Here is a 13,845-nt window from a genome sequence, read left to right on the forward strand (position 1 = left end):
TCGGCACGGCGCATGCAGTTGACATCAGGCTGGTTGTCACGACTTGTCGCTTCGCGCAGCTTTCAGAGTTGGGCAGCGCGGTTCCCGCTAACGCGCGGAGCGGTCAAGCGGGAAGGTGAGGCGCTGTTCGATCTGGTCGCCGGGTTCTGCCATTCCCAAGTTCTCTATACCGTCGTGACGCTGGATCTGCCCGGGCGATTGCTTAAAGCGCCCGCTAGCGTTGAGGTCTTGGCGGAGGAGGCGGGCGTGCCACCTGAGCGGATGGTGGTGCTTTTGCGCGCCGCGGCGGCGCTTGGGCTTTTGACCTCGAAGAAGGGGCTTTACCGGCTGACCCGTCGCGGGGCGGCTTTGGCGGGCGTGCCGGGATTGAAAGAGATGATCCTGCACCATGACGTGCTCTACCGAGACTTGGCGGATCCGGTGGCGTTCTTTCGCGGTGAGACGGAGACCGAGCTGGCCGGGGTCTGGCCCTATGTGTTCGGCGATGAGGCTGCGCCGCCCGAGGTGATCGAGCGGTATTCCGCGCTGATGGAGGGCAGTCAGGCGCTGGTGGCGGAGGATGTTCTGCGCGCCATCTCGCTGAAAGACGTCGAATGCCTGATGGATGTGGGCGGCGGGACCGGGGCCTTCCTGATCGCTGCGGGCAAGGCGAACCCGGCTACGACGCTCTGGCTCGTCGATCTGCCAGAGGTGGCCGAATTGGCTTCGGTCCGATTGGCCGCGGCGGGCATGGAAGGGCGATCCTCGGTCTTTGGCGGCTCGTTCCTCGATGACGCGCTGCCGGGCGGGGCGGATGCGGTGAGCCTTGTTCGGGTGCTCTATGACCACGACGACGACACGGTGCGGGTTTTGTTGGGCAAGGTCCATGACGCCCTGCCGCCCGAGGGTCGGCTGATCATTGCCGAGCCGATGTCGGGTGGGGACGCGCCGGAGCGGGCAGGGGATGCCTATTTCGCGCTCTACACGATGGCAATGCGGACGGGGAAGACCCGCTCTTCCGCCGAAATCGCTGAGCTTTGCCGGGAGGCGGGGTTCGACGGGATCGAGATGCCGCGCCCCCGCCGCCCCTTCGTCACCCGAATCGTAACAGCTGTCAGGTAAAGTTGACACTTTTTTGTCTGTCTAGATTGACACACAGGAGTGTCTGATTATCCTGACGCCAAGTAAGGGGCCTTGAGCGACCGACTCGGCCAGGCCCACGACGACGCGAAGGGAGGCCACATGCAGACAGAGGCCGTAATACTTCGGGGCCCCCGTGATCTGGCCCTCGGACGCGTCGAGACCGTCGATCCGACTTGCGACGATCTGGTTGTGGAGATCAGCCATTCAGGTGTTTCCACCGGGACTGAGAAGCTTTTCTACACAGGCGAAATGCCGCCCTTTCCGGGCATGGGCTACCCGCTGGTGCCGGGCTACGAGGCGGCTGGCGAGGTGGTCGAGGCGGGCTGCGCGACCGGGTTCAAGCCGGGTGACCGCGTCTTCGTGCCGGGGGCGAATTGCTACGAGGACGCCCATGGCCTGTTCGGCGGGGCGGCGCACCGGATCGTCACCAAGGCGACCCGGGCTGTTCTGATCGACAACGACTTGTGTGCCGAAGGCGCGTTGCTGGCGCTGGCCGCGACCGCGCGACACGCGCTGGCCGGGCCGCGGACAGCGCTGCCGGACCTGATCGTTGGGCACGGGGTGCTTGGGCGGCTTCTGGCGCGGCTGACGATCGCCGCGGGCGGACGGGCGCCCACCGTCTGGGAAATCGATCCGGACCGGCGCGAGGGTGCGTCGGACTATCCGGTGATCGCGCCGGAGGACGATGAAAAGCGGGATTACGAGGCGATCTACGACGCCTCGGGCAACGCCGCGCTGCTTGACACCCTGATCGGGCGTCTGACGCGGGGTGGAGAGATCGTTCTGGCGGGGTTCTACGCCGATCCGGTCTGCTTCACCTATCCGCCGGCCTTCATGAAGGAGGCGCGGTTCCGGGTCTCGGCCGAGTGGACGCAGGACGACCTGATCGCGACCCGGGACCTGATCGATGCGGGGCTTCTGTCGCTCGCCGGTCTTATCACACATCGCTGCGCGGCGGAGCGGGCGACGGAGGCCTACAAGCAGGCCTTCGACGATCCCGCCTGCCTGAAAATGATCCTCGATTGGAAAGGCCACGCATGACCCTCGACGTCCCGAACCTGAAGGATTTCTCGGACCGGCTGCGGGACGAGGCGAACGAGGATCTGGCGGATATTCCGACGGCGGAACCCAAGAAGAAAACACAGATCATCGCGATCTACGGGAAAGGCGGGATCGGCAAGTCGTTCACGCTGGCCAATCTGAGCCACATGATGGCCGAGCAGGGCAAGCGCGTGCTGCTGATCGGGTGTGACCCGAAATCGGACACGACCTCGCTGCTGTTCGGCGGCAAGGCCTGCCCGACGATCATCGAGACCTCGACCAAGAAAAAGCTGGCGGGCGAGGAGGTTGGCATCGGTGATGTCTGCTTCAAGCGCGGCGGCGTCTTCGCGATGGAGCTGGGCGGCCCCGAGGTGGGGCGCGGCTGCGGCGGGCGCGGGATCATCCACGGGTTCGAGCTGCTCGAGAAGCTGGGCTTCCACGATTGGGATTTCGATTACGTTCTGCTGGATTTCCTTGGCGACGTGGTTTGCGGCGGGTTCGGCCTGCCGATCGCGCGGGACATGGCGCAGAAGGTGATCCTGGTCGCATCGAACGACCTGCAATCGCTTTACGTGGCCAACAACGTTTGTTCGGCTGTCGAGTACTTCCGGAAGTTGGGCGGCAACGTGGGCGTCGCCGGTCTGGTCATCAACAAGGATGACGGGTCGGGCGAGGCGCAGGCCTTTGCCGAGGTCGCGGGCATTCCGGTGCTGGCGAGCATTCCGCAGGATGACGATCTGCGGAAGAAATCGGCCAATTACCAGATCGTTGGCACGGCGGAGTCCCAGTGGGGTGCGCTGTTTGCATCCTTAGGCGAAAACGTCGCCGTGGCGCCGCCGGTGCGGCCCACGCCTGTGGATCAGGATGGATTGCTGGCGTTGTTCGACGGGTCTGAGACCGGGGCGGGCGTCACGCTGGAGCCCGCCACCGATGCGGATATGCGCGGCAAGCACGCCAAGCCGAAAGAAAGCCTCGAGGTGATCTACGATGACGCTTGAGGCCGACGACAGAGGGGGGCCGTCCGCCCCCCACCCTTCGGGCCCCCCCGAGGATATTTCCCGGGCAAAGACGGGCTGCCATGCCGCGGCGGAGATGGACCGCGCCGCGCGGCAGGCCGGACAGTCGGAACTGCTGGACCGGTTCGCGGCGGATTATCCCAAGGGCCCCCATGATAAGCCGCAATCGATGTGCCCGGCTTTCGGGTCGCTGCGGGTCGGGCTGCGGATGAAGCGGGTCGCGACGGTTCTGTCGGGGTCTGCCTGCTGTGTCTATGGGCTGACCTTCGTCAGCCATTTCTATGGGGCGCGGCGGTCGGTGGGATACGTCCCGTTCGACAGCGAGACGCTGGTGACGGGCAAGCTGTTTGAGGACATCCGCGAGAGTGTTCATGCGCTGGCGGATCCGGCGAAGGTCGATGCGATCGTGGTGACGAACCTGTGCGTGCCGACAGCCTCGGGCGTGCCATTGCGGCTGTTGCCGAAGGAAATCAACGGGGTGCGGATCGTTGGCATCGACGTGCCGGGCTTTGGCGTGCCGACCCATGCGGAGGCCAAGGACGTGCTGGCCGGGGCCATGCTGGCCTACGCGCGGGAAGAGATCGCCGCGGGGCCGGTACCGGCGCCCGCCGCTGGCAAGGCGGAGCGGCCGACGGTGACGCTGCTGGGGGAGATGTTCCCGGCGGATCCGATCATGATCGGACGGCTTCTGGAGCCGCTCGGGCTGGCCGCCGGGCCGGTCGTGCCCTGCCGGGAATGGCGGGAGCTTTATGCGGCGCTGGATTGCGGGGCGGTGGCGGCATTGCATCCGTTCTATGCCGCCAGCGTGCGGGAATTCGAGGCGGCCGGGCGGCCGGTGATCGGGTCGGCCCCTGTCGGGCGCGACGGGACGGCGGCCTGGCTGGCGGCGATCGGCGCGCAATTTGGCCTGTCTTCTCAAGCGGTTGCGGGGGCGCAGAATGCGGCGCTGCCGGCGATCGAGGGCGCGTTGGGCGCGGCCCGGGTAGACGGGACGGTGACGGTTTCCGGCTATGAGGGCAGCGAGCTTTTGGTGGCGCGGCTGCTGGTCGAGAGCGGGGCGGACGTGCCGTATGTCGGCACCGCTTGCGCGAAATCGCGGTGGTCCGTGGCGGATGCGGAGTGGCTGTCGGCGAAGGGCTGCAAAGTGGTGTTCCGCGCGTCGCTGGAAGACGATCTGGCGGCGATGGAAGGGGTCCGGCCGGACCTGGCCATCGGGACGACGCCGGTGGTGCAGAAGGCGAAAGAGCTGGGGATTCCAGCGCTTTACTTCACCAATCTGATTTCGGCGCGGCCCCTGATGGGCGTCGCGGGCGCCGGGTCGTTGCAGCAGGTCGTGAACGCCGCGATGGACAACCGGGACCGGATGGCGCGGATGCGCGGGTTCTTCGAAGGCGTGGGGTCTGAGGATACCGCCGGCGTCTGGGAAGGGGAGCCGAATGTGCGGGCGGATTTCCGGGAGATCAACACGAAGAAGCTGGAAAAACAGGCGCGGGCGCGGAAGGCCGCGGAGATGATTTGATGGCGAAATGGGCATGCGGCATCCGGTCGGCTTATGGTCGGCATCCCGTCGGAGGGGACCGAGCGTTGCGCCGTGAGTATTTTTGGCCAGATGAAGACCGCGTTTCTCTCCGGGGGCGCGTTAACCTTAATGGATCGTTGACGGTCGGGAGGGCGCGATGCTTGTGACCGACCACGACCGGGCGGGTGGCTATTGGGGGGCGGTTTACGCCTTTTGCGCCGTGAAGGGGCTTCAGGTCGTGATCGATGGGCCGGTGGGCTGCGAGAACCTGCCGGTGACGTCGGTTCTGCACTACACCGATGCGTTGCCGCCCCATGAATTGCCAATCGTCGTCACGGGCCTGGGCGAGGAAGAGCTGGGGCGCGACGGAACCGAAGGCGCGATGACGCGGGCGTGGAAGACGCTTGACCCCGCGCTTCCGGCGGTGGTCGTCACCGGATCGATCGCCGAGATGATCGGCGGCGGGGTGACGCCCGAAGGAACGAACATCCAGCGCTTCCTGCCGCGGACCATCGATGAGGATCAGTGGCAGGCTGCCGATCGGGCGATGACCTGGATCTTTACCGAGTTCGGGATGACCAAGGGGCGGATGCCCAAGGAGGTTGCCCGGCCCGAGGGATCGAAGCCGCGGGTCAATATCCTGGGGCCGATGTACGGCACGTTCAACATGCCGTCCGACCTGGCCGAGATCCGGCGTCTGGTCGAGGGGATCGGGGCTGAGGTCAACATGGTGATGCCGCTGGGCGCGCATATCGCCGAGATGCGGAACCTCGTGAACGCCGACGCCAATGTCGTGATGTACCGGGAGTTCGGGCGCGGCCTGGCCGAGGTGCTGGGCAAGCCGTATCTGCAGGCGCCGATCGGCCTGGAGAGCACGACGCGGTTCCTGCGCAAGCTGGGCGAGATGCTGGAGCTTGATCCCGAGCCGTTCATCACCCGCGAGAAGCATTCGACGATCAAGCCAGTCTGGGATCTGTGGCGGTCTGTCACGCAGGATTTCTTTGCCACGGCGAGCTTCGCCATCGTCGCGAACGAGACCTATACGCGCGGTATCCGGCTGTTCCTGGAAGAGGATATGGGGCTGCCGTGTGCATTCGCGACGGCCCGCATGGCCGGCAAGAAGACCGACAACGAGGATGTGCGCACGCGCATCCATGCGGAAAGGCCGCTGATCGTTTTCGGGTCGATCAACGAAAAGATGTATCTGGCTGAAGCCAAGGGCGGGCACGGGCCGCAGCCCGCGTTCATTCCGGCGAGCTTTCCGGGCGCCGCGATCCGGCGGGCCACGGGTACGCCGTTCATGGGCTATGCGGGCGCGACCTACCTGGTTCAGGAGGTCTGCAACGGCCTGTTCGACGCGCTGTTCCATATCCTGCCCCTGGCCTCGGACATGGATGAGGTGGAGGCGACACCGACCCCCCTGCGGCGCGATTTCCCATGGGATGCGGAGGCGCAGGAGGCGCTGGATGCCATCGTCGCGGCCCATCCGGTGCTGACGCGGATTTCGGCAGCCAAGAATTTACGGGATGCGGCGGAGAAAGCCGCGCTCGACCAGGGTCACGACCGGGTCGTGATCGAGACGGTGCAAGCGCTGCACCCTGTCAGAGGAGGACAGAGATGACCGACATGACTTCCGACCTTGCCCCGGCCGAGCCGAAGGTCCGCCACGCGCCACCGAAGCGCGAATACTACGCCTATTTCGGGGTCATCTTCGCCGCGACCCTGCCGCTGGCCTGCGTCACATGGGTGCTGAAGGCGGGGCGGCAGATGAGCCTGCCCGACAAGGACCCGATTTCGGCCGCCTGGAGCCAGGCGCGCATCATCACGCCGATGATCTTTTCGGCATGACGGAACTGCGGGTTTCACGACCCACAGAGCGGGGGACGCGCCCCCGCACATACCCGGCCGCGGGGGCTGCGCGGTATCAGTTCATCTTTCCGGAGGAAATGCATGGCTGACAGAACGGACCTGTCTTTCACAGGTCTCACCGACGAGCAGGCCCAGGAGCTGCATTCGGTCTATATGAGCGGTCTGACGATCTTCACGATCATCGCACTGGTCGCTCATATCCTGACCTACATCAAGCTCCCGTGGTTCTCGTGGGGTTAGAGGAGGGCCGTATCTAAATGGCACAGTTCTACAAGATCTGGCTCATCTTCGATCCGCGTCGCGTGTTCGTGGCACAGGGCGTGTTCCTGTTCCTGCTCGCGGCGATGATCCACCTGGTTCTTCTGAGCAATCCAGGGACGAACTGGTTCCAGCGCGCCTTCGCCGACGAAGCGGCGGCGGTTATGGCCAACTGAGACCGGTTTACTGACAAGGCTGCGGGCGGGATGCCCGCCCGCGGCAAACGAGGCCCGAAGGGAGTATCGAAATGGCACAGCTCAGTTTCGAGAGAAAGTACCGCGTCCGTGGAGGGACGCTTGTGGGCGGCGACCTGTTCGATTTCTGGGTCGGGCCGTTCTATGTCGGATTTTTCGGGATCACCGGGTTCTTTTTCACGGTGCTTGGCGTGATCCTTGTTTTCTATGGCGCGGCGATCGGGGACACATGGAACCCCTGGCTGATCTCGATCGATCCGCCGGCGCTGGAATACGGCCTGCAGGCGGCGCCGCTCGCCGAAGGCGGTCTGTGGCAGATCATCACGATCTGCGCGCTGGGGTCGTTCACCTGCTGGATGATGCGCGAGGTAGAGATCTGCCGGAAGCTGGGGATGGGCTATCACGTGCCCTTTGCCTTCGGCGTCGCGATCTTCGCCTATTTCACGCTGGTGGTGATCCGCCCCGTCCTGATGGGCGCCTGGGGGCACGGGTTCCCCTATGGGATCTGGAGCCACCTCGATTGGGTGAACAACGTGGGCTACGCCTACGGCAACTTCCATTACAACCCGGCCCACATGATCGCGATCACGTTCTTCTTCACCACGTGCCTCGCGCTGGCGCTGCACGGGTCGCTGGTTCTGTCGGCGGTGAACCCGCCGAAGGGCGAAGAGATCAAGTCGCCCGAGCATGAAGACACCTATTTCCGCGATCTGATCGGCTATTCGATCGGGCCGCTCGGCATCCACCGGCTAGGGTTGTTCCTGGCGCTGAATGCAGGCTTCTGGAGCGCGGTCTGCATCGTGATCTCGGGCACCGTCTGGTTCGAGGAGTGGATCGTCTGGTGGTACTGGTACGTGGATCTGCCCTGGTGGATCGACCTTGAGGGAGGCGTCAATGGCTGAGTATCAGAACATCTTCACTCAGGTGCAGGTCCAGGGCCCGCCGGAGATGGGCATCGACACGGCCGAGAATATCGGCGAGCGCCGCTGGGGGAAGGGCGGGTTTTCGCCCCTCTTCGGGCTCTTCGGGAATGCCCAGCTGGGGCCGATCTATCTGGGCACCTTCGGGGTGATCTCGCTGGCGACCGGCGCGCTGTGGTTCGTGATGGTGGGCCTCAGCTTCTGGGATCAGGCTGGGTACAATCCCGGCGTCTTCCTGCGGGATCTCTTCTATCTCTCGCTGGATCCGCCACCGGCGCAGTATGGCCTGTCGATCCCACCGATGGGGGATGGGGGCTATTTCCTTCTGGCGTCGTTCTTCCTGCTGATCTCGGTGCTGACGTGGTGGGTGCGGACCTATCTCAGGGCCGAGGCGCTGGGGATGGGCAAGCATGTCGCCTGGGCGTTCGCCAGCGCGATCTGGCTGTTTCTCGTCCTGGGTCTGTTCCGGCCGATCCTGATGGGATCGTGGTCCGAGATGGTGCCTTACGGGATCTTCACCCATCTGGACTGGACGAACCTGTTCTCGATCACCTACGGCAACCTCTTCTACAACCCGTTCCATGCCTTGAGCATCGTGTTCCTCTACGGATCCGCCCTGCTCTTCGCGATGCACGGGGCGACGATCCTCGCCGTCAGCCGCTTTGGCGGCGAGCGCGAGATCGAGCAGATCGTGGACCGCGGGACAGCATCAGAGCGGGCGGCGCTGTTCTGGCGCTGGACGATGGGCTTCAACGCCTCGATGGAGGGGATCCACCGCTGGGCGTGGTGGTTCGCGGTCCTGACCACGCTGACCGGCGGCATCGGTATCCTGCTGACCGGCACGGTCGTCGACAACTGGTTCGCCTGGGCGCAGGACCACGGCTATGCGCCGGTTAACTGAGGAGACAGGGATGAGCGACGATCACAACTATCTCCGCCCCGAGGGCACATCGCGGCTCTATGGCGACGTGCTGCTTCTCCAGCTCAAGGGGGCGGCCTATGCGGCGGTCGTCCTGCTGGTGCTGCTGGCGGGCTACATGATCCTTCTCGGCATCTCGGCCCTGCTGCCGGCGGAGTCGAAAGAGGCGCTGGACCCCACGCCGACCTCGTTTCTGGTGGTAGAGGACGTGCCCTACGCCTGAGATCCGGCGGGCAGCCCTTGGGCTGCCCATCCGGAAGCCGGTTCGGCCGCCACTTCCCGGACGGTCGATCCTCGGGGGTACCGATCCACTTGAAGGCGTCCCCGGTTCCCTTCCTGTTGGCTACAGGAAAGTGGCACCGCGAGAGTGAACCTCTCGCGGTGCCTTTTTCAATGACCAAGGCTTCCAACACGCAGTGAGCAGGTCGGGTGGGGTCGGCCGCTTCCGGCTGTGATCGCTCTCACAGGTTCGGGAGCCTGTCTGATGAGCCGGGACCGCGGGTGATCTGATCCCTTTGCAGCGATCTAGCAGGTCAGCTTGTGATGAGATGCTACAAGAGTATTGAACAATGTTCATTTTCACTGTATGTAACTTGAGCAGTGTTCAAGAAATTGGAATATGCAATGTCAAACGCATCTATTTTAGCAGGTGAAACAAGGGCGATCCGGCGGTCCCGCGCAGCCGCGATTGCCTGGTGCTCGATCCTTGCCGGGGCGCTGAGCGGCGGGTTGATGGGGCTTTGGTCCTTTGACGGACCGGTCCCGACGCCCGACTGGATCGGGGATTACGACTCGCTTTCCCGACGCTTTCTGCGGCTGGCCCATGTGGCGATGTTCGCGCTGGGCATCCTGCACATGCTCGTCGCCCGTCAGATCACCGAGGCTCCGCTGCGCCCGGATATCGACCGATTGGGGCTGCAGGCGATGGCGGCGGGCAATGTGCTGATGCCGACGACCCTGATCGCCGCGGCGGTTTGGGAGCCGCTGAAATTCCTCACCCCGATCCCGATGCTTGCCCTCACCACAGCGCTTGCCATCGCGGCGATCAGCGCCGTTCGCAATTATCAAGGAGAGCTGAGATGACCCGGAACCAGATCGAGATCGAGATCCGCAAATCGCTGAGCCGGATCACGGAGGCGGACATTGCCGGCCTGAAGGTCGACGAGGATCTGAACGAGGCGATCGGCCTCGACAGCCTCGGGCGGTTGGAGCTGCTGTCGGAGGTCGAGGATCGGTTCGACCTGATCATTGATGATCTCGACAGCGAGAAGGCGTCGACCATCGCCGGTATGCTGGAGATCGTCGAAGCGGCCCTGCTTCCCCAGGCGGAGGTGGTCTGATGCGGATCGGTCTGATCGCGATGAGCGGCGTCCGGGTGCGGACGCAGGAACTGGCCGAGCTTGGCGTGACGCTGCCGGGCTTTGTCAATCGGGGCAAGGTGATCGCGTCGCTGCCAAGCCTTGGATTGCTGACCGTGGCCGCGCTGACGCCGCCGGATGTCGAAGTGGAGTACCTGGAATACGACGCTCTGCCGAGCGAGGACGAAGCGCTTGAGCGGTTTGACCTTGTCGGTCTGTCCTCTTTCACGGCGCGGATCGAGGCGACGTACAAGCTGGCCGACCGATACCGCGCGATGGGCGTGCCAGTGGTTCTGGGCGGTCTTCATGTCTCACTGATGCCGGACGAGGCGCAGGAGCACGCAGATGCCATCGTCGTCGACGGGGCGGAAGGGGCGTGGCCGCAGCTGGTCGCAGATTTCAAGGCGGGGCGTATGAAAAGGCGCTATCAGGGGCTACGCAAAGGGGTGTTTACGCCGGGCACCTACGTGAAGCCCCGGTTCGATTTGCTGGAAGGACGGCCTTACAACCGCGTGACGGTCCAGACCTCGCGCGGCTGCCCGATCAACTGCGAGTTCTGTGCGGCGAGCATCCGGATTACCTCGAGTTTCCAACAGAAGCCGGTCGATCTGGTGATCGAGGAACTGAAGGCCGCGACGGCAGCCTTCGAGAACCCGTTCGTGGAGTTCGCCGACGACAATACCTTCGTGAACAAGAAGTGGGGGAAGGAGTTGCTCCGCGCGATGGAGCCGTTGGGTCTGCGCTGGTTTACCGAGACGGACATTTCGGTCGCGGAGGATCCGGAACTACTGGATCTGATGGCGCGGGCCGGGTGCAAGCAGATCCTGATCGGGCTGGAAAGCCCGAGCGAGAGCGGGCTGCTGGACATCGATCCGCATAACTGGAAGGCAAAGCGGTTCGACAGCTACCTCGCAGCGATCTCTCGCATCCAGGCGGCGGGGATCACGGTGAACGGGACCTTCGTTCTGGGGCTCGATTCCCATACGACCGCGGTTTTCGAGGAGTTGCGGGATTTCATCCGCACCTCGAACCTGATCGAGGTGCAGCTGACGGTGCAGACGCCGTTTCCGGGAACGCCGCTTTATGAACGGCTGAAGCGCGACGGGCGGTTGTTGGAGGAGCGGTATTGGGATCGGTGTACGCTCTTCGATGTCAATTTCGTACCTGCGAAGATGAGCGTAGAGGAGCTGGAGGAGGGGTTCGTCTGGCTCGCCTCGGAGGTCTACAACGACCGGGAGTTCACGCGGCGGAAGCGGCACTACATGGACCTGGCCAAAGCGCGGCTGCAGAGCGCCGCATGAGCTAGAGCGTCAGAAACCCGTTCCAGCTGACGAGGGCTATGGCGGCCGCGAGGAGCAGGAGGGTCTGCAGGACCACGAGCAGGACGGCCCCGGTGCCGAGATCGGCGAAGCTGGCAAGCGACGTCTTGATACCGAGGGCAGCGATCGCGACGATGAGGAGCCAGCGGCTGGTCTCCACGAAGATCGCGACGACGGGCTCGGGGACCAGGCCGGTGGAATTGGCGAGCATCAGCGCGATGAAGCCGATAACGAAGAGCGGGAGGCCGGGGCGGGCGCCTTCGCCGCGCCCCGCGAAGGCAAGCGAGAAGGCGAGGACGGCGAGCGGCAGCATCAGGACGCGGATCAATTTGGTCAGCGTGGCCTGGTCGCCCGCCGTTTCGCCGACCGAGTAGCCGGCGCCCACGACCTGCGCAACATCGTGGATCGTGGCGCCGATCAGGAAACCGATCTGCCCTTCGCTATAGCCGAGCGCGTCGAAGAGAAGCGGATAGAGCACCATCGCGACGGTGCTGAGGGTGGTGACGGCGACGACCGTGAAGAGGACGTCGCGCTGAAAGCCCGGGCGCTGGGGCATGACCGCGGCGAGGGCGAGGGCGGCGGACGCGCCGCAGATGCCGACGGCCCCCCCGGTGAGAAGACCCAGATGACGGGAGCGGCCGAAGAGCGGCGCGAGGAGGAGCCCGCTGACCACGGTCATCGCGACCAGGCCAAGAACAACCGCCACGCCCCAAAGGCCGACCGCCTCGACATCCGCGAGGCTCAGGCGGAAGCCCAGAAGCGCCACGCCAAGCCGCAAGAGATTACGCGCGGCGAAGTCGACGCCGTCCTTGCAGAGAGGATGATCGGCGAGGAAGTTGAAGGCCATCCCGATCAGCAGCGCAAACAGCATCACCGGTGCGCCGTAATGGTCCGACAGGAATCCTGCACAGAGCGCCACGGTGAGTGCGAGCAAAAGACCCCGGTACCCCGTACGCAGCGAGGTCAGCATCGTCATCATGGCAGGGGTCCCTCAGCCGGTCGCGGAGAGCTGGAAGATCTCGTCGGGAAAGAACTTCTCGAGCCGGATATCGGCGGTGCGGGCGTGGCCTTCCATCCCTTCGAGGCGCGACAGGCGGGCGGTCGCCTCGGCCACGGGGCGCATGCCGTCCTGCGTCGCGCGCTGCCATGTGACCGTCTTCATGAACTTGTGGACGGAAAGCCCGCCGGTATAGCGCGCCGCGCCCGAAGTGGGCAGGACGTGGTTCGGCCCCGCGCTTTTGTCGCCGAAGGCGACGGTCGTCTCTTCGCCGAGGAAGAGAGAGCCGTAATTGCGCAGGCGGGCGAGCCACCAGTCGAGGCCGGCGCATTGAATGTGCAGATGCTCTGGCCCATATTCGTCGCAGATCTGGGCCATCTCGTCCCTCGTGTCGCACAGGATCACGTCGGCGTAGTTGGTCCAGGCGGCAGTTGCGTTCATCCGGTTGGTCTCGGGCAGGTCCGCTATGAGGTCGGGGAGGATCCGCATCACCTCTTCCGCGAGCGGGCGGGATGAAGTGACAAGCCAGACGGGCGAGTTGTAGCCGTGCTCGGCCTGGCCGACGAGGTCCCAGGCGACCAGATAGGGGTCGGCGGTTTCGTCGGCGACAACCATGCTGTCGGTCGGGCCTGCGAACATGTCGATCCCGACCTCGCCGAAGAGCATCCGCTTGGCCTCTGCCACGTATTGGTTGCCGGGGCCGACGAGGATGTCGGCGGAGGGCAGCCCGAAAAGGCCGAAGGCCATGGCGGCGACGCCCTGGACGCCGCCCATGTTCAGGACAGCGTCGGCGCCCGCCAGATGCATCGTGTAGAGGATCGCGGGGGGGACGCCGATGCCGGGCTTTGGCGGCGAACAGGCGGTGATGTGCTCGACCCCCGCAACCTTGGCGGTTGTGATCGTCATGAGGGCAGAGGCAATGTGGCTGTAGCGTCCGCCCGGCACGTAGCAGCCGGCGGCGCCTACGGGGATCGACTTCTGTCCGGCGACGAAACCCGGATGCAGCTCGATCTCGCAATCGGTCAGCGTGGCTTTCTGCGCCTCGGCGAAGCGGCGGATATTGTCATGGGCGAACTGGATGTCGTCACGCAGGCGTTGGGAGACCTTTTCTCCGGCGGCTGCGAGCTCCTCTCCCGAGACGACCGCGGGACCGTCCCACCCGTCGAGCTGTTCGGCATAGCGCAGCGCGGCTTCGTCGCCCTCTTGCCGGATGTTCGACAGCATGACCTGCACCATGTCGCGCACATCGGCCTGGCCGTGTTCGGCGGAAATGACCGATTTCTTGAGGTAGGTGACGGACATCTGCTGTGGGT

The 13,845-nt window shown here is 64.8% G+C and carries 16 protein-coding genes; 14 read left to right on the top strand and 2 right to left on the bottom strand.

What is annotated here, in order from left to right:
- The first annotated feature begins 12 nt into the window (after positions 1 to 12).
- The 14 genes from AADZ90_RS15825 to AADZ90_RS15890 all read left to right on the top strand — a co-directional run bounded on the left by AADZ90_RS15825 (position 13) and on the right by AADZ90_RS15890 (position 11,517).
- Positions 13 to 1,101 (top strand): methyltransferase, encoded by a 1,089-nt coding sequence (locus AADZ90_RS15825; RefSeq protein WP_411997058.1) that lies wholly within the window; start codon positions 13 to 15, stop codon positions 1,099 to 1,101.
- A 120-nt stretch (positions 1,102 to 1,221) separates the two neighbouring features.
- Positions 1,222 to 2,163 carry a chlorophyll synthesis pathway protein BchC gene (gene bchC / locus AADZ90_RS15830; protein ID WP_367311764.1) on the top strand — a complete coding sequence of 314 codons (942 nt, stop codon included), beginning with the start codon at positions 1,222 to 1,224 and terminating at the stop codon, positions 2,161 to 2,163.
- Complete coding sequence (locus AADZ90_RS15835) at positions 2,160 to 3,161, top strand: chlorophyllide a reductase iron protein subunit X (RefSeq protein ID WP_367311639.1); 1,002 nt, start codon at positions 2,160 to 2,162, stop codon at positions 3,159 to 3,161. The genes bchC and AADZ90_RS15835 overlap by 4 nt, the downstream gene beginning before the upstream one ends.
- Complete coding sequence (gene bchY / locus AADZ90_RS15840; protein ID WP_411997059.1) at positions 3,151 to 4,698, top strand: chlorophyllide a reductase subunit Y; 1,548 nt, start codon at positions 3,151 to 3,153, stop codon at positions 4,696 to 4,698. Before AADZ90_RS15835 ends, bchY begins: the two co-directional genes overlap by 11 nt.
- Positions 4,699 to 4,855: 157 nt before the next feature.
- The gene (bchZ, locus tag AADZ90_RS15845; RefSeq protein ID WP_367311640.1) at positions 4,856 to 6,319 is read left to right on the top strand and encodes a chlorophyllide a reductase subunit Z; all 1,464 of its coding nucleotides are present in this window, start codon (positions 4,856 to 4,858) and stop codon (positions 6,317 to 6,319) included.
- Positions 6,316 to 6,546, top strand: coding sequence for a cytochrome PufQ (pufQ, locus tag AADZ90_RS15850; RefSeq protein ID WP_367311641.1), 231 nt, complete (start codon positions 6,316 to 6,318; stop codon positions 6,544 to 6,546). Before bchZ ends, pufQ begins: the two co-directional genes overlap by 4 nt.
- 102 nt (positions 6,547 to 6,648) lie before the next feature.
- A complete protein-coding gene (gene pufB / locus AADZ90_RS15855) occupies positions 6,649 to 6,807 on the top strand; it encodes a light-harvesting antenna LH1, beta subunit (protein ID WP_367311642.1) in 159 nt (52 codons plus the stop codon).
- 17 nt (positions 6,808 to 6,824) lie between these two features.
- On the top strand, positions 6,825 to 7,001 hold the full coding sequence (gene pufA / locus AADZ90_RS15860; protein WP_367311643.1) for a light-harvesting antenna LH1, alpha subunit: 177 nt from the start codon (positions 6,825 to 6,827) through the stop codon (positions 6,999 to 7,001).
- Positions 7,002 to 7,072: 71 nt separating this feature from the next.
- On the top strand, positions 7,073 to 7,921 hold the full coding sequence (gene pufL, locus AADZ90_RS15865; RefSeq protein ID WP_367311644.1) for a photosynthetic reaction center subunit L: 849 nt from the start codon (positions 7,073 to 7,075) through the stop codon (positions 7,919 to 7,921).
- The gene (gene pufM, locus AADZ90_RS15870) at positions 7,914 to 8,840 is read left to right on the top strand and encodes a photosynthetic reaction center subunit M (RefSeq protein ID WP_367311645.1); all 927 of its coding nucleotides are present in this window, start codon (positions 7,914 to 7,916) and stop codon (positions 8,838 to 8,840) included. Before pufL ends, pufM begins: the two co-directional genes overlap by 8 nt.
- A gap of 10 nt (positions 8,841 to 8,850) precedes the next feature.
- Positions 8,851 to 9,081 (top strand): RC-LH1 core complex protein PufX, encoded by a 231-nt coding sequence (pufX, locus tag AADZ90_RS15875; protein ID WP_367311646.1) that lies wholly within the window; start codon positions 8,851 to 8,853, stop codon positions 9,079 to 9,081.
- Between the two features lie 401 nt (positions 9,082 to 9,482).
- Positions 9,483 to 9,941 (top strand): hypothetical protein, encoded by a 459-nt coding sequence (locus tag AADZ90_RS15880; RefSeq protein WP_367311647.1) that lies wholly within the window; start codon positions 9,483 to 9,485, stop codon positions 9,939 to 9,941.
- The gene (locus tag AADZ90_RS15885) at positions 9,938 to 10,198 is read left to right on the top strand and encodes an acyl carrier protein (protein WP_367311648.1); all 261 of its coding nucleotides are present in this window, start codon (positions 9,938 to 9,940) and stop codon (positions 10,196 to 10,198) included. The genes AADZ90_RS15880 and AADZ90_RS15885 overlap by 4 nt, the downstream gene beginning before the upstream one ends.
- Complete coding sequence (locus tag AADZ90_RS15890) at positions 10,198 to 11,517, top strand: B12-binding domain-containing radical SAM protein (protein ID WP_367311649.1); 1,320 nt, start codon at positions 10,198 to 10,200, stop codon at positions 11,515 to 11,517. Before AADZ90_RS15885 ends, AADZ90_RS15890 begins: the two co-directional genes overlap by 1 nt.
- A 1-nt stretch (position 11,518) precedes the next feature.
- Here the strand turns inward: AADZ90_RS15890 and AADZ90_RS15895 are convergent, their stop codons facing one another.
- Both AADZ90_RS15895 and hisD read right to left on the bottom strand, forming a co-directional pair.
- Entirely contained in the window at positions 11,519 to 12,514 is a 996-nt protein-coding gene (locus tag AADZ90_RS15895; protein WP_411997060.1) for a YeiH family protein, read from the bottom strand.
- A gap of 12 nt (positions 12,515 to 12,526) precedes the next feature.
- Complete coding sequence (gene hisD / locus AADZ90_RS15900; protein WP_367311650.1) at positions 12,527 to 13,834, bottom strand: histidinol dehydrogenase; 1,308 nt, start codon at positions 13,832 to 13,834, stop codon at positions 12,527 to 12,529.
- Positions 13,835 to 13,845 lie beyond the last annotated feature (11 nt).

Source organism: Aestuariibius violaceus (assembly GCF_040779325.2).
Classification (GTDB): Bacteria; Pseudomonadota; Alphaproteobacteria; order Rhodobacterales; family Rhodobacteraceae; genus Aestuariibius; species Aestuariibius violaceus.